Genomic DNA, 18831 nt, shown 5'->3' on the forward strand with positions numbered 1-18831 from the left:
AATTCCGGAGACTCAAGTTTCTCATTTTGCTGCCGTTAAGGTTTGTATCGACACGGAGCGCCAAAATGGACATTTCCCCAGCCGCCATGGTCAATGCCACGGTACAAATGAAGCAGGCCCAAACGCTGCAACAGGGTCAAATTGCTGTGTTCAAGAAGTCAATGGACATTGCTGAATCTTCGATCGCCCAGTTGATTCAATCGGTTCCCCAGCCGCCACCACTGGCAAGCAGCGGTAACCTAGGCACCAAGCTGAATGTTTATGCCTGACCTGATCACCCTTTGAGTCTGTGTTTCGAGCTGCTGCAGCGTAACTTTGGTTTTTAGGCTTTGGTTTTCAGGTCTTAGTTTTCAGGCCTTCGTGGCCAACATCATGAAACTTTGCCGCGCGGCTTGTTCCAGTTGTTTGCGGCTAAGACTTGGATCATTGTCTTGCGCCAGCTGCGAAACCAGCCCGTGAATTTGCACCACGATCATGGCAGCCCGCAGTTTGTATTCTACTTTGCTGATTTTTGGCTCCAGCCCGTAAATCAGCTTGAAAATTTCCTTTCTTTCCCGCGCATACACTTCTTCCACTAGTCGGGCCGCAAATGGCAGACGGTTTGACAGGGCATAAATCTCGGCCAGTACACCGAAAGTGTCAGGCCGACGAATCTCGATCAGTATCAAATCAACAATGGTTTTAAATCGTTCAAGCTGACTTTTGTCGCTCATGGCGTTCATGACCTGCGCCACGGCGGTTTGGTAGTTGTCCATCACATAGGTCAACAGCGCTTCAACCAGTGCTTCCTTGTTGGTGTAGTAGTGCTGAACGGTACTCAGTGAGATTCCCAACTGGGAAGCTACCCCACGCATGCTCAGACCCGCATAGCCTTCGCTGGCCAATATGGCTTGTGCTGTCCCCAGAATTTCCTGTGAACGAATTTGTCCCTTGTCGGTGGTGGCGTGTGTGTTCATGGGCGTTACTTTAACCTGATTATTGATCTCATTGTTGACAAACCGGTCATGTGACCTATAATCAATGCACTGCAACCGGTCGGTTGACCTATAACTTTGAGAGTGTGAAGAGACAATGAGATACCCCAAGCCAAGCTGGATGAATTCCGACCTTGAACTGTACCGTTCAAATATTCGCCGTTTCGTGGAAACCGAGATCAAGCCAAACCAACACAAGTGGGCCAAACAGCAGCACGTGGATCGCGAGTTGTGGAACAAGGCTGGCGAGATGGGTTTGCTGTCTGCTGACATTCCTGAAGAATACGGTGGCGCGGGTGGCGATTTCACCCACATGGCTGTGCTGTTTGAAGAACTGGCTTACAGTGGCGATCGTTCCTTCGGTGTGCATGTGCACGCGATTGCGGCCCAGTACATTCTGAACCACGGTACAGAAGAGCAAAAACAGTACTTCTTGCCAAAAATGGCCAGCGGCGAAATGATTGGTGCTATCGCCATGAGCGAGCCAGGCGCCGGTTCAGACCTGCAAGGTATTCGCACCAGCGCTGTGAAAGACGGCAACCACTACGTAGTCAACGGTTCGAAGATTTTTATCTCCAACGGTTACTTGGCCGATGTCATCATCCTGGTTACCAAAACTGACCCTGCAGCTGGCGCCAAAGGCACTACCTTGCTGTTGCTGGAAACCAAGAAGGCTGAAGGTTTCAAGGTTGGCCGCATTCTGGAAAAGCTCGGTCAGAAAGGGCAAGACACCTGCGAATTGTTCTTCGACAATGTGCGCATTCCAACCCAGAATGTACTGGGCGCGGAAGGCATGGGCTTCATGCAGTTGATGGTTGAATTGCCTTACGAGCGTTTAATGCTGGGTGTTGGCGCAATGGCCGCCATTGAAATGGCTATTGAAATCACGCTGGAATACACAAAAGAGCGCAAGGCCTTCGGCAAAACGATTTTTGATTTCCAGAATACCCGTTTCAAGATGGCTGAGTTGAAGTCACAGGCTGTTGTAGCCCGTGCATTTATCGACAATTCGATTGAAAAACTGGTGGCAGGCAAGCTGGATGCAGCCACGGCTTCCATTGCAAAACTGCACTTGAGCGAACTGGAATGCAAGGTGATCGACGAGTGCTTGCAGTTCTTCGGTGGTTATGGCTACATGATGGAATACCCGATTGCACAAATGTATGCAGATGCGCGCGTACAGCGCATTTACGGCGGTTCCAGTGAAATCATGAAAGAGATTATTGCCCGGTCGCTGTAAACTGGTTGTTGCGTTACTACACGACTGGTCGCAGTGAACAAGGCCCTCGATTCAACACAATCGAGGGCTTTTTTGTATCTGCAGTTTTAGACTGACTACAGATTTTTGATGACCATCAACACGGCAACCACCAGGCACATCAAGCCAAATGCTTTTTTCAGGTGGGCGCCCGGCAACCTGTTTGAAATCAACCGGCCGCCCAGCATGCCGATCGCAGCTGCAGCTGCAAATGTGATACCGATCTCAGCATTGAATTCGCCTGCTCCTGCACTGTTCAGCACGCCTGCGGCTGAAACAATCGCGATGACGGCAAGAGAGGTAACCGTAACCGATTGAATGGTTAGATTGGTGAAGCGCTGCAAGGCTGGCACCAGTACAAAGCCGCCTCCCACACCCAGCAATCCCGACAGAAACCCGGCAATTGCACCTGATACGATCAATGCCCGCGCACAAGGCCATGTCCAGATGAAACGCCCTGTGGATGGGTTACGAACGCAGGGGCAATTGCTGATTGCGCCTTCCGGAGGGGCATCAATGGCGTTTAGTGCTGAATTGTTGCTGCCGCGGAATGCATTGAACGCAACCCAGACCAGAACCGTTGCAAATACAAGGCCGAGAATTCGGGTATCCACTTGCCGGGCTATCCAAAACCCCAAGGGCGAAAAAAGCAGACCCACAAAACCCATCAACATGGCAGCCTTGTAACGCACTTCCCCTGCACGTAAACCCAAGGCAGCGCCCAGGGTTGCGGCCAAACCAACCGCCAGCAAACCAATGGGCGCAACTTCCTGCACAGCCAGGCCGGTGGAGAACACAAGCAATGGAACCGCCAATACACCCCCACCTGCGCCGGTGAGCGCCATAATCAGACCGATCAGTAAACCCAGAGCAAGAATTCCGAGCATTAGGACATACCAGAAATATTCAAAGGGGAGCAAATCGATGGGGTCTGAATGCGAGTGTTTCTGTACAAGAAAGTCATCGTCCGAAGTAGTCTGGTGTTTTGTACATTGTACACATGCAGAACGTTTGTTGATTCAGCCCTTCATTCTGAATGTGGTCATAATGTCCAATTGACTTTTGTTAAAAATTGTTTTGGAAAATTATTAACGTTTTATGTGGTCTTGGATTCCTCAAATAATCTAACCTTTTCGGGGGATAAGGATCGCTTGTTTTGAGTGTAATTTTTATTTTTTTATCTTTTAAAATAGTTGATTTTTTACTATTAATAACTCATTTGCCAATCATTCCCCAGGTTTGCAGAGGTAATCGCAATAAGTTGGGGAAGACTGGAACGTTCATATCGTGTTAATTCAATCTTGGCTGCTGTTGGTTGGCAGGCTGTGCCATCCGTGGGAATTACCGAGTATGCTTCAGCTTTCAACCTGAGCTTTGTGAACACATGTTATTGAATCAAGAATCCAGCCAACTCGTCCTGGTCGATTACCAGCAGAAATTGATGCCAGCCATTCATCAAGCTGATGAGGTTTATCGAAATGCATTGATACTGGCGACTTTGGCCAAGAAAATGCGCGTCCCTTCCTACGCCACAGAACATGTACCCGAGAAGATTGGTTCCTTTATTCCTGAATTGGCTGCCTTGTGCAAAGGCACCATGCGTAAAACCCAGTTTAGCGCCTGCCCAGAAGGTTTGGTGGATCTGCTGACCAGTAAAGCACCGGCTGGTAATGCACGAAGCCTGCCTAAGCACCTTCAAAAGAATAATCAGGACTCCGAAAGACCCAGTATTGTTATTGCAGGTGTCGAGGCCCATGTGTGTTTACTTCAAACAGCATTGGATTTGCTGAATGATGAAATGGAAGTTTGGGTTGTAACCGATGCATGCGGTTCAAGAACGGAAAGGAATCGCGATGCCGCATTTGATCGATTGGCCGGTAATGGTGCCGAATTGGTCACTACTGAAATGGTTGTTTTTGAGTGGCTTGAGGGTGCAGAAAATGAGCATTTCAAATTTGCACTTGACCTGATTAAGTAAACGATTTATTTTAAAAGCACGATTGGTTTTAAAACCAACACTTCAAGGGTTTGTTAATAATATTTTTTAGAAAGATAATATGAAAAAATTGAATTTGTCTGCTTTAAGTGCTTCTGAACTTCAACAATTGAAGTCAGAGATTGAGAAAGAACTGACTGATCGCAGTTCAAAGTTGCAAGCCATTGAAGAAGTCAAGAAACTGGCGGCTTCCAAAGGTTTGAAGCTTGAAGAACTGTTTGCCGAAATGGGCGCCAGCAAAGTCAAAGGCAAACGTGAGTTGGGCCCAGCCCCGGTTCGTTTCCGTCATCCTCAGGATTCTTCTTTGACCTGGTCTGGCCGTGGCAAACGCCCAAACTGGATGAAAGATGCATTGTCCAAGGGTTTGACTGAAGACCAGATGCGCATCTAACCCTTCGGTACGCCACACGAAAAACCGTTGCTTGTGCATACAAGCAGCGGTTTTTTTTCGCAGGCTTTGGGGTCGGCGTTCGTTGCTGCTCATCACGGCTTTCGTATCGCAGGCCTTTGGGTCGGTTCGTTACTGCTCATCTCGCCTTGGCCAAGGCTGATTTCCCGTCTAGTTGATTCTGGCTTGGGGCATGCGAGGACGCTTAAGCGCCTCCGCATCGATTGCTGGCGCAATCGCCCCGCGCTGCGAATCAGCCGGGAAGCCTTGCCCTGAATCGGCAAGATGATGCAGCAAACGAACACCTCGAAGGCTGCGAACTTGCGCGGTGAAGGGCTGATGCCTCAATGAACGCCGCAGGTCGCAGGTCGCAGGTCGTGAGCTTCAGGCATAGCTCATTCGAGTTTGCATAGGCTGCATTGCCCTCGCACCGCCATTCAAGAAAGTCTGCCCGTTTTGAATTCACACGCAACGTTCGGCGTTCAGCCGACACCGGGGTTCGGCCGTCCTTTTTGCCGAACCCCGGTGAGTCAGTGTGAACTTCAAAAAGGGGGTATTCAGGCTTTCTGGCGGAAGAGGGCATGCGCCTTGCAAACGAAGAAGAGTCATGCGCCTTGCAAACGAAGAAGAGTCATGCGCCTTGCAAACGAAGAAGAGTCATGCGCCTTGCAAACGAAGAAGAGTCATGCGCCTTGCAAACGAAGAAGAGTCATGCGCCTTGCAAACGAAGAAGAGTCATGCGCCTTGCAAACAAAGAAGGCATCTGCCTTGCAACCAATCACCCCAATCCGCGTACCAGGTCTTTCTTCAAGTCACCCACATCTTCCAGCCCAATCGCCAACCGAATCAGGCCCTGCTTGATACCTGCCGCTTCACGCGCTTCAGGACTCAAGCGCCCGTGCGTGGTGGTACCAGGGTGGGTAATGGTGGTGCGCGTGTCACCCAGGTTGGCCGTAATGGACATCAATTGGCTGCTGTCAATCACTTGCCAGGCTTTGGCGCGGGCTTCGTCTTCACTGCCAGCTTTCACTTCAAACGACACAATGGCACCACCAGTTTTTTGCTGCTTCATGGCCAATTCGTGTTGTGGGTGGCTTTTCAAGCCGGGGTAGTACACCTTGCTAACTGCTGGGTGGGCTTCCAGCCAGGTGGCAATTTCAAGCGCTGCTGCAGACTGCGCCAGCATGCGAATGTTCAGTGTTTCCAAACCTTTGAACAGCACCCAGGCATTGAATGCCGACAGGGTAGGGCCTGCAGTGCGCAGCACCGGCAGAATCTTGTCTTTCAGCAGGTCTTTGGGGCCGCAAATGGCGCCACCCAGCACACGGCCTTGCCCGTCCAGGTACTTGGTCGCGGAATGAATAATGATTTCCGTACCGAATTCCACCGGCTTTTGCAGCGCGGGTGTGCAGAAGCAGTTGTCGACCACGTTATAAATGCCGTGCTTCTTGGCTAGATCGCTGAGTGCGCGCATGTCCAGAATTTCGGTCAGCGGGTTCGACGGTGTTTCGCTGTAAAACAGCTTGGTGTTGGGCTTGATTGCCTTTTCCCAAGCGTCCATGCTGGTACCGTCCACGAAGGTGGTTTCAATGCCAAAACGCGAAAGGATATTCACGAACAACTGAACGGTTGCACCAAACAGGGCCTTCGACGCAATGATGTGGTCGCCAGCATTCAGCAGGCCCATGCAGGCCGTGGTAATGGCCGCCATGCCGCTTGATGTGGCCAAACAGTATTCGGTGTCTTCAAGCACAGAGAGCCGCTGCTCGAACATCTGCACGCTGGGGTTGGTGAAGCGCGCATACACATTGCCTTCTTCCGTGCCTGCAAAGCGTGCGGCCGCCTGCGCAGCGCTGTCAAACACGAAGCTGGATGTCAGAAACATTGCTTCAGAATGTTCGCCAAATTCAGTGCGGTGGCTGCCGGCGCGAATGGCCTGTGTTGCTGTGGCCCATTCCGCGGGGTTTGCTTTGGGTTTCTTGTTGCTCATGATTGCAGTCCTTGCGCAATGCGAGTTTGTACAGTGTGCTTGCCCAATAGGTTCATCACCTTGTCAATGGAAGGCGTTTGCGTAATGCCGGTCAACATCAATCGCAAAGGCATGGCCAGTTTGGGCATTTTCAGGCCGTGGTTCTTGATGGTGGCTTTCACCAAACCATTCAGGGCTTCCACATTCCATTCCACGCTGTTCAAGCCCTCGTTGAATTCTGCCAAGGCTGCACGTACACCCGCTTCTTCAAGCATCGGGGCCAATTCTTCGCCATTCACCTGTGGCACACGGTAGAACAGGGCGGCTTCATCACGCAGTTGAACCAGTGTGGAAGCACGTTCCAGTACCACATCAAGTACATCGCCCAATTCAGGGCCTTCTGCAGAATCTACACCCGCCTTGTTCAGGCGGCTTTGCAAATCAGAAAGCAGCAATTCCTTTGGCGCCTGCTTCATGTAGTGCGCATTCACCCACTTCAATTTTTCAGGGTCGAACTGCGCAGCTGATTTCGACAGGTTGGTGGAATCAAACCATTGAATCAGTTGTTCACGGCTGAACAGCTCGTCATCACCGTGGCTCCAGCCAAGGCGGGCCAGGTAATTGATCATCGCATCGGGTAAAAAGCCTTCTTCGTGATACTGAACCACGCTGACCGCACCATGGCGCTTGGACAGTTTTTCGCCATCTGGCCCCAAAATCATTGGAATGTGGCCGTAGATGGGTTGTTCACCACCCAATGCCTTCAAGATGTTGATTTGGCGTGGCGTGTTGTTGATGTGGTCGTCACCACGAATCACATGCGTGATCTCCATTTCCCAATCGTCCACCACCACGCAGAAGTTGTATGTGGGGGTGCCGTCTTGCCGGGCAATGATCAAGTCATCCATTTCTTCGTTGTTGATTGAAATGGGGCCCTTGACCAGGTCATCCCAGGTCACCACGCCTGTTGACGGGTTTTTGAAGCGCACAACCGGGGCAACACCTGCGGGTGGTGTGGGCAATACCTTGCCAGGTTCTGGCCGCCAGGTGCCGTCATAACGAATGCGCTGGCCACTTTCCCGTTGCTTTTCGCGCATTTGATTCACTTCTTCCTGGCTACAGTAGCAAAGGTAGGCTTCGCCTTTTTCCAGAAGCTTGTCGATCATGGCCCTGTAGCGGTCCATGCGCTGCATCTGGAAATAAGGACCTTCGTCGTATTCCAGGTTCAACCAGGCCATGCCGTCCATGATGGCTTGAACTGCTTCTGGGGTGGAGCGTTCAACATCCGTGTCTTCAACCCGCAAAATGAATTGCCCCTTGTTGTGGCGGGCAAATGCCCAGCTGTACAGGGCAGTTCGGGCGCCTCCCAGATGCAGGTAGCCAGTGGGGCTGGGTGCAAAACGGGTACGTACTGTTCGGATTTTAGGATCTGTAGACATGGATTAGTGACTTTTTTTCAAAGAACTCTTATTATAAGTTCGAGTAAATTCTTAAGTGATGGAAATGCACAACTTCGACCGGCGATCATTCATCAAGGCAGTAAGCACTTTGGCCGTTATTGGCTCAGTGGATACATTCCTGAACCGTGGCGTGCTGGCCGCAGGGTCTGAACTGGTTCCACCCCCAGATTTGTTTGATCCGGGGCTGGTTGACCTGACCTTCTGGCTGCAGCCGCGCACCCTGGAAATGGTTCGTCCGCAATCGGGCGAGCGCTTGAGCATTACCTACTGGAAAGACGGACATCTTAACCCAATCGCGTATGAACAGATTTGTGGTTTGCTTCGAGACGTGCAAGCAAATCAGGTTTTCCGCATGGACACCCAGATTATCGACACCCTGTGGGCAGCCCAAGCCTTTGTACGCCGCTACGGGTTCTCTGCGCCTGTTGAAATCACATCGGGTTACCGCAGCCCGAAAACCAATGCACGCCTGATCGAGGCCGGTTTGCCCGCCGCGCGCAATTCCCTGCACCTGAAGGGCCAAGCGGTTGATTTCCGTTTGCCCGGCTTGCACCCCAAAGTGTTGGGTGAGTTGGTTGAAGGTTTCCGCACGGGTGGGGTAGGCTTCTATTTCCGCGTGGGTGCAAAAGGTGGCTGGATTCACGCAGACACTGGCCCGGAACGCAAATGGCGTGGTTAAATAAAGCCATCTAAAAAAGCAACAGTGCGAGGGTGGTTTTTTGGCAGTTTTCCAGCGTTTCGCAAAATCGGCAGGGTTGGCTTACAAGGCGGGTAAATTCACCATCGCAACAGCGTTGTGCCTGTCACTTGCTGCGTGTGGCAAGGCGCCCAACAACCCCTATGTTGAAACTGCGGCTGACCAGCAGACCAAGACCCTCTACACCGCTTTTACTGCGCGCCCGAAACACCTGGACCCCGCACAGTCCTACACCTCTGATGAAGCCGAGTTCACCTATCAGGTGTACGAACCGCTTTTTCAATACCACTACCTGAAACGCCCTTACCAGCTTGAGCCCTTGGCTGCCGCAGAAATGCCAGTGCCAGTGTATCTGGATGCCCAGGGCAACGCCTTGCCCGAGGACGCCCCGATTGATTCGGTCAAAACCAGCGTTTACACCATCAAACTCAAGCCCGGAATCAGGTACCAGCCGCACCCGGCTTTTGCGAAAGACGGGCAGGGCAGTTTTCTTTACCACCAGCTGGGTGATGACGAGGCGCGCAAGTTCAACAGCCCCATGCAGTTTGAGGTTCAAGCCACCCGTGAACTGACCGCGCACGATTACGTGTACGAAATCAAGCGACTGGCCAGCTCACGCATTGTGTCGCCAATTCTCGGCCACATGGGTGATTACGTGGTGGGCTTGGGCGAACTGTCCAAAACCCTGCAAGAACACGACAAAGCTTTGAAGGCGCAGATTCAGAAAGACACAGGCAGTGCATTCCCGCCCGCCACATCTGACTTGCCATGGCTTGATTTGCGCCAGTTCGATTTGCCGGGCGCAAAAGCAATTGATGACCACACACTGGAAATTCGAGTCAACGGCAAATACCCCCAGTTTGTCTATTGGTTGGCCATGCCATTTTTTGCCCCGATTCCCTGGGAAGCAGATGCGTTTTACAGCCAGAAAGGCTTTGTGGAAAACAACCTGGTACTCGACTGGTGGCCCGTGGGCACCGGCGCTTACATGCTGACCGAGAATGATCCGAATTCCCGCATGGTGCTGTCACGTAACCCGAATCACCGGGGTGAACCTTATCCCTCTGAGGGCGAGCCCGAGGATGTGGCCCGCGGTCTGTTGGCTGATGCGGGCAAAACCATGCCATTCATAGACCGGGTGGTGTTCACCCGCGAGAAAGAGGGCATTCCCTACTGGAACAAGTTTCTGCAGGGCTATTACGACACTTCGGGCGTTAGCGCCGACACGTTTGACCAGGCCATTCGCGCCAGTACCGACGGTGACGCCGCCCTGACCCCGGAAATGGAAGAAAAGGGAATTCGCCTGGAAACTTCACTGGCCACCAGCCTGTTTTACCTGGGGTTCAACTGGCTTGACCCGGTGGTTGGGCCCGGAAATACGCCGGAGGAAGCGCGCCGCGCCAAGTTGCTTCGGCAGGCCATTGCCATTGCCGTGGATTGGGAAGAATTCTCGCAAATTTTCACCAATGGACGCGCCATGCCCGCGCATGGCCCGGTGCCGCCCGGCCTGTTCGGTTTCGAAGAAGGCGAGGCCGGTTACAACACGCAGGTGTACAACATTGTGGATGGCAAGCCTGTTCGCAAACCGATTGAAGAGGCGCTGACCTTGCTGAAACAGGCGGGCTATGAAAACGGCATGGACCCGAAAACCCGTCAGCCCTTGACCTTGGCACTGGACACCACTGGCGGCGGCCCCGGCGACAAGGCCCGGTTTGACTGGTATCGAAAACAGTTTGCCAAGCTGAACATGCAGCTGGACATTCGCGCCACTGACTGGAACCGCTTTCAGGAAAAAATTCGCAAGGGCAACGCGCAACTGTTCTTCTTGGGCTGGAATGCCGATTACCCCGATCCGGAAAACTTCTTGTTCCTGCTGTATGGGCCGAACAGCCGCGCCAAAACTGCGGGTGAAAATGCCTCGAACTATTCCAATGCGCAATACGACGCCCTGTTTGAACGCATGAAAACCATGCCCAACAACGACGAGCGTGCGGAGATCATTTCAACCATGACTGACCTGGTGCAAGACGACGTACCGTGGTTGTTTGCTTTCGTGCCCAAGCAGTTCGGTTTGATTCACGACTGGCATGGCAACGTGAAGCCCAACGATTTGGCCCGCAACAGCATCAAGTACAAAACCATTGACACCACCAAGCGAGACGCTGCGCGAAATGAATGGAACAAGCCGGACTGGTGGCCCATCCCCGTGTTGCTGCTGGCCCTGGCCTTGTTCATCTGGCCTGCATGGGCTGCGTGGAAACGCCGTGAACAGGCGATTGGAATTCGTGAAGAACTGGCTGACGTCGCAGGGGGGCACCGCTGATGAGCAGTTATTTGGTGCGCCGTGTGTTGTACGGTTTGTTGGTGTTGCTGGGTGTCAACCTGATTACCTTTGTGCTGTTTTTTCAGGTCAACAGCCCTGACGACATGGCGCGCATGGCCTTGGGTGGCAAACGTGTGGCACAGGAATCAGTTGATCAATGGAAGCGCGAACGCGGTTACGATTTGCCATTGCTCTACAACAGCCAGGCAGAAGGTGTTGGCAAGTTAGGCGAAACTATTTTCTTTCAAAAATCCGTGCCCATGTTTGTGGGTGAATTTGGCAGTTCAGACGACGGTCGAAACATTGCTGGTGAAATCGCCAAGCGTGCAGGCCCCAGTTTGGCGCTCGCCGTGCCTGTGTTCATACTCGGCCTGTTTTTGAACATTGTGTTGTCGCTGTTGCTGACCTTTTTCCGGGGCACTTACCTTGATTTGACTGGCGTGGTGTTGTGCGTGTTGGCCATGTCAATTTCAGGTTTGTTTTACATCATTGGCGGACAATACCTGTTTTCCAAAACACTGGCACTGGTTCCAATTTCCGGATATGACGCCAGTGTTGAAGCCTGGCGCTTTTTGATACTGCCGGTCATCATCGGCGTGGTGAGTGGTTTGGGTGGTGGCACGCGTTGGTATCGCACCATTTTCCTCGAAGAAATCAACAAGGATTATGTTCGCACTGCGCGCGCCAAGGGCTTGTCGGAAGTACAGGTGTTGGGTCGGCATGTGTTGCGCAACGGCTTGATTCCTATCTTGACTGGCTCGGTCACCGTCATCCCGCTTCTGTTCATGGGTTCACTGATTTCAGAATCCTTCTTTGGCATTCCCGGCCTTGGCAGTTACACCATCGAGGCCATTCAGTCGCAGGACTTTGGTGTGGTGCGTGCCATGGTGTTCATTGGCTCTGCACTTTACCTCGTCGGGCTGATTTTGACTGACATTGCTTACACCATTGCGGACCCCCGGGTCCGTTTGGCCTGAGGAGCGCCAGCCAGCATGATGCCTACACTTTTACTGACTGACGCATTGATCTGGTTGCTGGTGTTCGGCCTGTTGGCCTATGCCCGTTCCGTCATCAAAAACCCCTTGTCCCGTGCCTCGTGGGGCTTGGTGTTTCAATCAAAAATTGCCAGCGCCAGCTTGGTGGTGCTGCTGTTGGCTGTGGTCATCACTTTGCTCGACAGTGTGCACTTGCGTTTGAATTCCGAGCAACAAAGCCGTTATGCCAGCCCCATTATTTCAGTGCTGGATGTGGCACTGGGTCCCTTGGCCTATGAGCGTGAAAAATCGTATTCAGCGCCCTTGGCGACCCGTGCCCTGAGCAAGGAATCCATGGAAGTGGATGGCAAACCGGTTCGCGATTACCCCCGTTTGAAGTTCGGGGGCGTGCATTTGAGCGATGAAAGCAACAAGGCTCAAGACCTGCTTCTGCGTGCCTATCAGGGCACTTTGGGTGGGGCTGTGTTGTGGGCGTTTTTTCTGGCTGCACTGTGGGTAATTCGCCGTGCCATGGCACCGGCAGTTGCGCAAAACAGCATTGGTGTTTTCACGGGTAGCGGTGCCTACCAAGCGGTGGTGTGGACTCTGTTCGTGCTGTGCATTCTTGGCGGTGTGGTGTCGAAATGGGCTGAGGCTTATCACGTGCTGGGTACCGACAAGGTGGGTGTAGATGTGTTCTACATTGCCTTGAAAGGTTTGCGCACAGCCATGTTGATTGGCCTGTTGACCACCTTGTTGACCCTGCCGGTGGGCATTGCGATGGGTTTGGCGGCGGGCTATTTCCGTGGGTGGGTTGATGATGTCATTCAGTACATTTACACCACGCTGAATTCCATTCCTTCTGTGTTGCTGATTGCCGCCACAGTGCTGATGTTGCAGGTGGCACTGGATGCCAACCCGGACGCATTTGCCTCATCGGTTGAAAAGGCTGACTTGCGGCTCTTTTTCCTGTGCGCCATTCTGGGCTTGACCAGCTGGACAGGCTTGGCCCGTTTGATTCGCGGAGAAGTGCTGAAGATGCGCGAACAGGATTACATTCTGGCTGCGCGTGCCAGTGGCGTGTCGAGTGTGAAAATTCTGTTCTCGCATTTGTTGCCCAACCTGATGCACCTGATCCTGATTGCCATGGTCATGGATTTTTCAGGGTTGGTACTGGCTGAAGCTGTGCTCAGTTACGTGGGCGTGGGTGTTGACCCCAGCACCTTCAGCTACGGCACCATGATCAATGCCGCACGGCTTGAGCTAAGTCGCGACCCCGTGGTGTGGTGGAGCCTTGTGGCCGCTTTCGTGTTCATGCTCTTGCTGGTGTTGTCGGCCAACCTGTTTGCCGATGCCGTGCGTGATGCATTCGATCCCCGGGCACGCCAGTTGAAACAATCGTTGGTGAGGGTGTAAGCGTATGAGTCTGCTCGACATCCATGGATTAAGCACGCGTTTGGCCAGTGAGGCTGGCTGGGTGCATGCGCTGGATGATTTGTCCCTGGCCATTGAAAAAGGTCAGACCTTTGCCTTGGTGGGTGAATCGGGTTGTGGCAAGTCCATGACTGCACTCAGTATTGCCCGCCTGTTGCCTGACAGCGGTGCGATTGTCGCCGGAAGGGTCTGTTTAGGCGAAGGCTCAAGCTCAACAAGCACGACAAGCACCGATGTGTTGCGCATCAGCGAAACCGCCATGCGCACCTTGCGCGGCAAGCGCATTGCCATGATTTTTCAAGAACCGGGTACCAGTTTGAACCCGGTGATGACAGTGGGTGATCAGCTGACTGAGGTGATTTGCCTGCACACCGGCGCAAGCAAGCAGCAGGCCTTGCAGGAAGCCGCACAGTGGCTTGAACGGGTTGGTATTCCTGAACCAGCCAAGCGTTTGCAGCAGTATCCGTTTGAAATGTCGGGCGGCCAAAAACAGCGGGTGATGATTGCCATGGCCTTGAGCGTCAAGCCAGACCTGCTGATTGCCGATGAACCCACCACCGCGCTGGATGTGTCCATTCAGGCGCAGGTTCTGGATTTGCTCAAAACCCTGCAGCGTGAGCAGGGCATGGCCATGTTGTTGATCACACACGACCTTGCGATTGTGAAACAAATGGCCGACACCGTGGGTTTGATGTACGCGGGTCAACTGGTTGAAAAAGCCAGCGTGGCCGAGTTTTTTGCACGCCCCCGGCACCCTTATGCGCACGCCTTGGTGAAGTCGCTGCCCAGCCAGGCCCAGCGCGGTCATGCACTGTATGCGCTTGAGGGGCGGGTGCCTTCGCTGGTGAATCCCAAGCCGGGTTGCCGGTTCGAAGCCCGCTGCATTCACGCACAAGAGAACTGCAGCGTCACCACCCCTGAATTGTTGCAAGCCAGCGAAACCCACACCGTGCGGTGCTTTTACCACGCTGATTTGTCGTTTAAAAAGCCAGGCGCAGATGCTGTGCCCACTGTCGATTCAATCTCTTCAGCTGCCGCAGCCAAAGTGGTATTGCAAACTGTCTCGCTTTCGGTTGCTTACCCTGAGAAAAAGGGCGTGTTTCAGAAATCATTCAAGCCGGTGTTGAACAAACTCGATTTGACCCTGTTGCAAGGCCGCACGGTGGCGCTTGTTGGCGAATCAGGTTCCGGAAAAACCACTGCGGCGCGCGCCTTGTTGGGTTTGTTGGGCAGCAATGCCAAGGTAGGCGGTGATGTGCTGATGGAAAGCAGGCCGCTTCGCCAATGGGCGGAACGTGGGCCACACGGGTGGCGTTCCCGCATTCAGTTTGTGTTTCAGGATCCCTTTGCCTCGTTGAACCCACGCCACCGCATTGCGGAAATTCTTGAAGAGCCATTGATCAGTTTGCGGCCTGACCTGGATGCGCCAGCGCGCCAGGCGCGCATTGCAAAAGTGATTGAACAGGTCAGCATGCCCGTTGAAGCCTTGGCTCGCTTTCCGCACGAGTTTTCAGGTGGGCAGCGCCAACGCATTGCCATTGCGCGGGCCCTCGTGTCTGAGCCAAAAATCCTGATTTGTGATGAGCCTACGTCTGCACTGGATGTGTCTGTTCAGGCTCAAATTCTGAATTTGCTCAAGCGTTTGCAAAATGAAACCGGTGTGGCGATGTTATTCATCACGCACAATCTGGCTGTAGTGCAATACCTTGCTGACGAGGTGGTGGTGTTGCGGCACGGTGAGGTGGTCGAGCGAAGCTCGGCGGAACTGCTGTTTGCAAACCCTCAACATGCCTATACGCGTCAATTGATCAACGCAGCGCCCATGCTGTGAGTTTTTCCGGAGAGGTTGAGCTTACAAGGCAGCCCAATTGTCTTCTGCCTTGGGTGAGGCTGGAATGGCCAGCTTCATACCGGGTTTGATGACTTTCTTTTGGCCCAGCCCGTTGATTGAAGCCAGGTCTTTTGTGTTCACGTCAAATCTTTCTGCAATTTCACCCAGTGTGTCCCCTTTCCGGACCGTGTACTGGCGAAGGGGTTTCGGGGCTTTGTAATGCGCCAAACCCGCTTGAATTTTCCGGGAATATTGAACGGGTACCAGCAGGCTGTTGCTGTATGCCGCATACAGTACGGGCTGGTTCAAACCTGGGTTCAGTTCCCGAATGACGCCAAGATCAACGCCCGCCATTCGCGCCACTTCGCGCAGATCAACATCTGCGTTACGCTTGATTTCTTCAAAATAAGGTTTGTTGGGAAATTCGGGCAAGGTCATGCCAAAACGCTGTGGGTCTTTAATCAGGTTTTTCAGGGCCTGAAGCTTGGGGATGTATTGCCTGGTTTCCTGCGGCAAATCCAGATTGGCCCAAGTCGGGGCAAGGCCCGCGTTCTGTGCTTTTTTCATGGCCTTGAGCACAGAACCCTCGCCCCAGTTGTAGGAGATCAGGGCAAGGTGCCAATCGCCGTGCATGTTGTACAGGTAGCCGAGGTAATCCAGTGCTGCGCGGGTCGAGGCTACAAGGTCTCGACGTTCATCCACCCATTTGTTCTGCCTCAGGGAGTATTGTCGCCCCGTGCTGGGAACAAATTGCCACAAGCCCACGGCGGCTGCTGAAGACCGGGCATGCGGGTTGAATTCACTTTCCACGAATGGAAGCAAGGCCAGCTCTGCGGGCATGCCGCGTTTGGCGCACTCTTGGGCAATGAAGTAGATATAGGGCTCGGACCGCTCCAGCAGTGCGTTCACCATTCGCGTGTTTTTCAGCAATGCCTGTTCGCGAACCCTGACGTGTCTGGATTCAAGGTCAGGGATTGCAAAGCTTTTGCGAATGTCGCTCCACACGTCTTCTTCAACCTTTTCGTCGAGTTGAAGTTTCAGTAACTCGGATGGCCCCGACATTTTCAGTACCAGTCCGGGGTCGGGTGAGGTCACGTTGAACAGGTCAAGTTGCTGGTTTGACGCATTCAGTGCAATTTGTTCGTGAGGGGCCATCGCCCAAGCGGCTGGCGAGGGTAGGGCAGTGCCCAAAAGGAGAGACCACGCGCACTGTTGCCAGCTAAAAAGGCTGAATCTGGTTTTTCGTTTGAATAAGTTCTTGGATAAAGTAGCAGTCAATGGTTGCTTGGCCCGAACGGGCTGAATGCCAGAGAAAAATGCATCCTATGACCAACTTTGAGTGGGGGTCAATTGAGGGTTAGGTCACGCCCCGTTGTAGTGATACCCACCGAGTTGTTTTATTCCAGCAAACCAGTGAAACCGGAAAAAACCAGCTGCTATTTCAAAAATTGTCTTTGGCTGTTCGGATTGATTTCAATTCTTCGGCACTTTTGGCATTCAAGAACAGGTTTGATAGTCGTTCGATTTCCAGCGTCGTGGGAATGGTGCTCAACCCTCGACTGCGAATTTCTTTAACCTCTTGTTCGCGAAGTACAAGAGCTTGCAATTCCGGCGCGTAAGCCCGAGCGAATCGGAGATTGGATTCTGTGTACTCGTGTGCGCAGTAAACCTGTGTTTGCGCAGGAAATTGACCGAGTTTTTGGAGGGAGGTGTGCATTTGTTCGGCGCTGCCCTCGAACAGCCTGCCGCAGCCTCCTGAAAACAGGGTGTCGCCAGGGAACATCCACACGGCGTCACTTTGCATGGTTTCCTTCAGTTCAATGAGATAGGCCAAGTGGTCGCTGGTGTGCCCCGGTACTTCCACTACACGGGCCACCAGGCAATGCACATCAACCGTATCCCCTTCACGGACTGGGCGGTTGACCTGGGGCACACGCCCAGTTGCGGGACCATACACAGGAATGTCTTTTCCGGTTAGTCTCAGTAATGCGTCTATGCCACCCACGTGATCCATGTGGTGATGAGTCACAAGAATGCCAGCCAGGTGATAGCCCTTCGCGTCCATGAAAGCTTGAACCGATTTTGCACAACCCGGGTCTATTACCATGCAGGCTTTGCTTGGCTCGTGCACAATGGCCCAAAGGTAGTTGTCCTGAAAGGCCGGAATGCCGTAAACCGACCAGTTTGAAACTTGAGAAGACTTGAATGATTCCATCTGAACCCCTGAACGACCTGAGACCACAACAGGCTCAAATGTTAGCACTGGATGCATGGCTTAGAACGCCGGCAGGCCAGTACTTCACCAGCCGTGAACAGGCCTGGATCGACAGCGTGGTGCCCGATCTGTTCGGTTTTCGGGCCGTGCAGCTGGGCACTCGCCTGGTAGATGGTTTGAAAGAAAGCCGCATTCCTCACCGGGCATATGTGCAACAAGGCCTGGTCGCCAGCAAACCGGATGGCCTGGAGGTGGTCAGTCCGGATTGTTTCGCAGAGTTTGAGGAACTGCCATTCGAGAGCCAGTCGCTGGACATGATTGTGTTGCCCCATGTGCTGGAGTTTTCGCAAGATCCACACCAGTTACTGCGTGAAGTGGAACGGGTGTTGATGCCCGAGGGCCGCGTGGTCATCACTGGCTTCAACCCCATGTCACTGTGGGGCCTGCGCCATGCTGCATTAAAGCGCTGGGCGCCTGTATGGCCGCAGGGTTGCGAACCCATTCACTTGAGCCGTCTGAAAGACTGGTTGAAACTTCTGTCTTGTGAGCCAGAGTTTGGCCGCTTTGGTTGTTACCGATTTCCCTCCTTCACTGAAAAAGGGCTCAGCCGCATGGGCTTCATGGAGCATGCGGGCGACAGGTGGTGGCCGGTGTGTGGTGGTGTGTACTATGTTTGCGCCGTGAAGCGGGTGCGTGGAATGCGCTTGATTGGGCCTGCGTTCAAGGACAAAAAAATGTCGGCACACCAACTGAAGCCTGTGGCCAATAAGGCCTTGAATAAAACACCTACAATAGGCGACCGTGGATAAGCCCGACAGGATTTGATTTTGACAGAACAGAGAATTGCCAGCGTGATCATGTACGCCGATGGGGCATGCAAGGGCAACCCGGGACCCGGTGGTTGGGGTGTTTATCTGCAATCCGGAGAGCATGCCAAAGAATTGTGCGGCGGCGAACTGAATACCACCAACAACCGCATGGAACTGACTGCCGTCATTGAAGGTTTGAACGCCTTGAAAAAACGCTGCAGCATCGACGTGTACACCGATTCGCAGTACGTGCGCAAAGGCGTGCTGGAATGGATGCCCAAGTGGAAACTGAACGGCTGGAAAACATCGGACAAAAAACCGGTGAAAAATTCGGATTTGTGGCAAACCCTGGATGCAGCCAGTGTGCGTCACCTGGTGCGCTGGCATTGGGTGAAAGGCCATTCCGGTAACCCCGGAAATGAAAAGGCCGATGCATTGGCCAATCAGGGTGTGGAAAAGGCCATGGCCGCGAAAGTGGATTGAACCGTGTGATGGATAGGGTA

Annotated in this window: 17 protein-coding genes; 11 read left to right on the forward strand and 6 right to left on the reverse strand. The window is 53.1% G+C overall.

Annotated elements, in window-relative coordinates:
• The first annotated feature begins 65 nt into the window (after positions 1-65).
• Complete coding sequence (locus tag RGQ30_RS05915) at positions 66-269, forward strand: YjfB family protein (RefSeq protein WP_130556802.1); 204 nt, start codon at positions 66-68, stop codon at positions 267-269.
• A gap of 81 nt (positions 270-350) precedes the next feature.
• Here RGQ30_RS05915 and RGQ30_RS05920 read toward each other — a convergent pair whose 3' ends face one another.
• Complete coding sequence (locus tag RGQ30_RS05920) at positions 351-956, reverse strand: TetR/AcrR family transcriptional regulator (RefSeq protein WP_130556801.1); 606 nt, start codon at positions 954-956, stop codon at positions 351-353.
• 115 nt (positions 957-1071) lie between these two features.
• Between RGQ30_RS05920 and RGQ30_RS05925 the strand changes: the two genes are divergently transcribed.
• Complete coding sequence (locus RGQ30_RS05925; RefSeq protein ID WP_298217590.1) at positions 1072-2214, forward strand: acyl-CoA dehydrogenase family protein; 1143 nt, start codon at positions 1072-1074, stop codon at positions 2212-2214.
• 95 nt (positions 2215-2309) lie between these two features.
• Here the strand turns inward: RGQ30_RS05925 and RGQ30_RS05930 are convergent, their stop codons facing one another.
• Positions 2310-3119 carry a sulfite exporter TauE/SafE family protein gene (locus tag RGQ30_RS05930; protein WP_130556800.1) on the reverse strand — a complete coding sequence of 270 codons (810 nt, stop codon included), beginning with the start codon at positions 3117-3119 and terminating at the stop codon, positions 2310-2312.
• A 497-nt stretch (positions 3120-3616) separates the two neighbouring features.
• On the opposite strand from RGQ30_RS05930, the gene RGQ30_RS05935 reads away from it, so the two are divergent.
• Both RGQ30_RS05935 and RGQ30_RS05940 read left to right on the forward strand, forming a co-directional pair.
• Positions 3617-4210 (forward strand): isochorismatase family protein, encoded by a 594-nt coding sequence (locus RGQ30_RS05935; RefSeq protein ID WP_130556799.1) that lies wholly within the window; start codon positions 3617-3619, stop codon positions 4208-4210.
• 79 nt (positions 4211-4289) lie between these two features.
• Positions 4290-4619, forward strand: coding sequence for an H-NS histone family protein (locus RGQ30_RS05940; RefSeq protein WP_130556798.1), 330 nt, complete (start codon positions 4290-4292; stop codon positions 4617-4619).
• A gap of 775 nt (positions 4620-5394) precedes the next feature.
• Here RGQ30_RS05940 and RGQ30_RS05945 read toward each other — a convergent pair.
• Together RGQ30_RS05945 and gltX are read right to left on the reverse strand one after the other, a co-directional pair.
• Positions 5395-6606 carry an O-succinylhomoserine sulfhydrylase gene (locus RGQ30_RS05945; protein WP_130556797.1) on the reverse strand — a complete coding sequence of 404 codons (1212 nt, stop codon included), beginning with the start codon at positions 6604-6606 and terminating at the stop codon, positions 5395-5397.
• A complete protein-coding gene (gltX, locus tag RGQ30_RS05950) occupies positions 6603-8024 on the reverse strand; it encodes a glutamate--tRNA ligase (protein WP_130556796.1) in 1422 nt (473 codons plus the stop codon). The genes RGQ30_RS05945 and gltX overlap by 4 nt, the downstream gene beginning before the upstream one ends.
• Before the next feature lie 64 nt (positions 8025-8088).
• Between gltX and RGQ30_RS05955 the strand changes: the two genes are divergently transcribed.
• The 5 genes from RGQ30_RS05955 (at position 8089) to RGQ30_RS05975 (ending at position 15304) form a co-directional block, all read left to right on the forward strand.
• Complete coding sequence (locus tag RGQ30_RS05955) at positions 8089-8724, forward strand: peptidoglycan L,D-endopeptidase MepK (protein WP_130557009.1); 636 nt, start codon at positions 8089-8091, stop codon at positions 8722-8724.
• Between the two features lie 76 nt (positions 8725-8800).
• Positions 8801-11065, forward strand: a complete 2265-nt coding sequence (locus RGQ30_RS05960; RefSeq protein ID WP_130557008.1) for an ABC transporter substrate-binding protein — start codon at positions 8801-8803, stop codon at positions 11063-11065.
• Positions 11065-12042 carry an ABC transporter permease gene (locus RGQ30_RS05965; RefSeq protein ID WP_130556795.1) on the forward strand — a complete coding sequence of 326 codons (978 nt, stop codon included), beginning with the start codon at positions 11065-11067 and terminating at the stop codon, positions 12040-12042. The genes RGQ30_RS05960 and RGQ30_RS05965 overlap by 1 nt, the downstream gene beginning before the upstream one ends.
• Positions 12043-12057: 15 nt before the next feature.
• The gene (locus tag RGQ30_RS05970; RefSeq protein WP_130556794.1) at positions 12058-13455 is read left to right on the forward strand and encodes an ABC transporter permease; all 1398 of its coding nucleotides are present in this window, start codon (positions 12058-12060) and stop codon (positions 13453-13455) included.
• A gap of 4 nt (positions 13456-13459) precedes the next feature.
• Complete coding sequence (locus RGQ30_RS05975) at positions 13460-15304, forward strand: ABC transporter ATP-binding protein (protein ID WP_130556793.1); 1845 nt, start codon at positions 13460-13462, stop codon at positions 15302-15304.
• Between the two features lie 21 nt (positions 15305-15325).
• Here RGQ30_RS05975 and RGQ30_RS05980 read toward each other — a convergent pair whose 3' ends face one another.
• Both RGQ30_RS05980 and gloB read right to left on the reverse strand, forming a co-directional pair.
• Positions 15326-16459 (reverse strand): transglycosylase SLT domain-containing protein, encoded by a 1134-nt coding sequence (locus RGQ30_RS05980; RefSeq protein ID WP_130556792.1) that lies wholly within the window; start codon positions 16457-16459, stop codon positions 15326-15328.
• Positions 16460-16745: 286 nt separating this feature from the next.
• A complete protein-coding gene (gloB, locus tag RGQ30_RS05985) occupies positions 16746-17519 on the reverse strand; it encodes a hydroxyacylglutathione hydrolase (protein ID WP_130556791.1) in 774 nt (257 codons plus the stop codon).
• Here gloB and RGQ30_RS05990 point away from each other — a divergent pair.
• Together RGQ30_RS05990 and rnhA are read left to right on the forward strand one after the other, a co-directional pair.
• The gene (locus RGQ30_RS05990) at positions 17510-18328 is read left to right on the forward strand and encodes a class I SAM-dependent methyltransferase (protein ID WP_130556790.1); all 819 of its coding nucleotides are present in this window, start codon (positions 17510-17512) and stop codon (positions 18326-18328) included. The two genes, gloB and RGQ30_RS05990, sit on opposite strands and share 10 nt — an antisense overlap.
• 33 nt (positions 18329-18361) lie before the next feature.
• Positions 18362-18811 carry a ribonuclease HI gene (gene rnhA / locus RGQ30_RS05995; protein WP_338284879.1) on the forward strand — a complete coding sequence of 150 codons (450 nt, stop codon included), beginning with the start codon at positions 18362-18364 and terminating at the stop codon, positions 18809-18811.
• Positions 18812-18831 lie beyond the last annotated feature (20 nt).

This window comes from Limnobacter thiooxidans (assembly GCF_036323495.1).
Classification (GTDB): domain Bacteria; phylum Pseudomonadota; class Gammaproteobacteria; order Burkholderiales; family Burkholderiaceae_B; genus Limnobacter; species Limnobacter thiooxidans.

What these genes read in the sequence shown, in the direction of transcription:
- RGQ30_RS05970 (WP_130556794.1), top strand. Translation starts at nt 12,058, where the DNA reads ATGATGCCTACACTTTTACTGACTGACGCATTGATCTGGTTGCTGGTG.
- RGQ30_RS05955 (WP_130557009.1), top strand. Translation starts at nt 8,089, where the DNA reads ATGCACAACTTCGACCGGCGATCATTCATCAAGGCAGTAAGCACTTTG.
- RGQ30_RS05975 (WP_130556793.1), top strand. Translation starts at nt 13,460, where the DNA reads ATGAGTCTGCTCGACATCCATGGATTAAGCACGCGTTTGGCCAGTGAG.
- RGQ30_RS05940 (WP_130556798.1), top strand. Translation starts at nt 4,290, where the DNA reads ATGAAAAAATTGAATTTGTCTGCTTTAAGTGCTTCTGAACTTCAACAA.
- gltX (WP_130556796.1), bottom strand. Translation starts at nt 8,024, where the DNA reads ATGTCTACAGATCCTAAAATCCGAACAGTACGTACCCGTTTTGCACCC.
- RGQ30_RS05935 (WP_130556799.1), top strand. Translation starts at nt 3,617, where the DNA reads ATGTTATTGAATCAAGAATCCAGCCAACTCGTCCTGGTCGATTACCAG.
- RGQ30_RS05980 (WP_130556792.1), bottom strand. Translation starts at nt 16,459, where the DNA reads ATGGCCCCTCACGAACAAATTGCACTGAATGCGTCAAACCAGCAACTT.
- RGQ30_RS05930 (WP_130556800.1), bottom strand. Translation starts at nt 3,119, where the DNA reads ATGCTCGGAATTCTTGCTCTGGGTTTACTGATCGGTCTGATTATGGCG.
- RGQ30_RS05990 (WP_130556790.1), top strand. Translation starts at nt 17,510, where the DNA reads ATGATTCCATCTGAACCCCTGAACGACCTGAGACCACAACAGGCTCAA.
- gloB (WP_130556791.1), bottom strand. Translation starts at nt 17,519, where the DNA reads ATGGAATCATTCAAGTCTTCTCAAGTTTCAAACTGGTCGGTTTACGGC.
- RGQ30_RS05945 (WP_130556797.1), bottom strand. Translation starts at nt 6,606, where the DNA reads ATGAGCAACAAGAAACCCAAAGCAAACCCCGCGGAATGGGCCACAGCA.
- RGQ30_RS05925 (WP_298217590.1), top strand. Translation starts at nt 1,072, where the DNA reads ATGAGATACCCCAAGCCAAGCTGGATGAATTCCGACCTTGAACTGTAC.
- RGQ30_RS05965 (WP_130556795.1), top strand. Translation starts at nt 11,065, where the DNA reads ATGAGCAGTTATTTGGTGCGCCGTGTGTTGTACGGTTTGTTGGTGTTG.
- RGQ30_RS05920 (WP_130556801.1), bottom strand. Translation starts at nt 956, where the DNA reads ATGAACACACACGCCACCACCGACAAGGGACAAATTCGTTCACAGGAA.
- RGQ30_RS05915 (WP_130556802.1), top strand. Translation starts at nt 66, where the DNA reads ATGGACATTTCCCCAGCCGCCATGGTCAATGCCACGGTACAAATGAAG.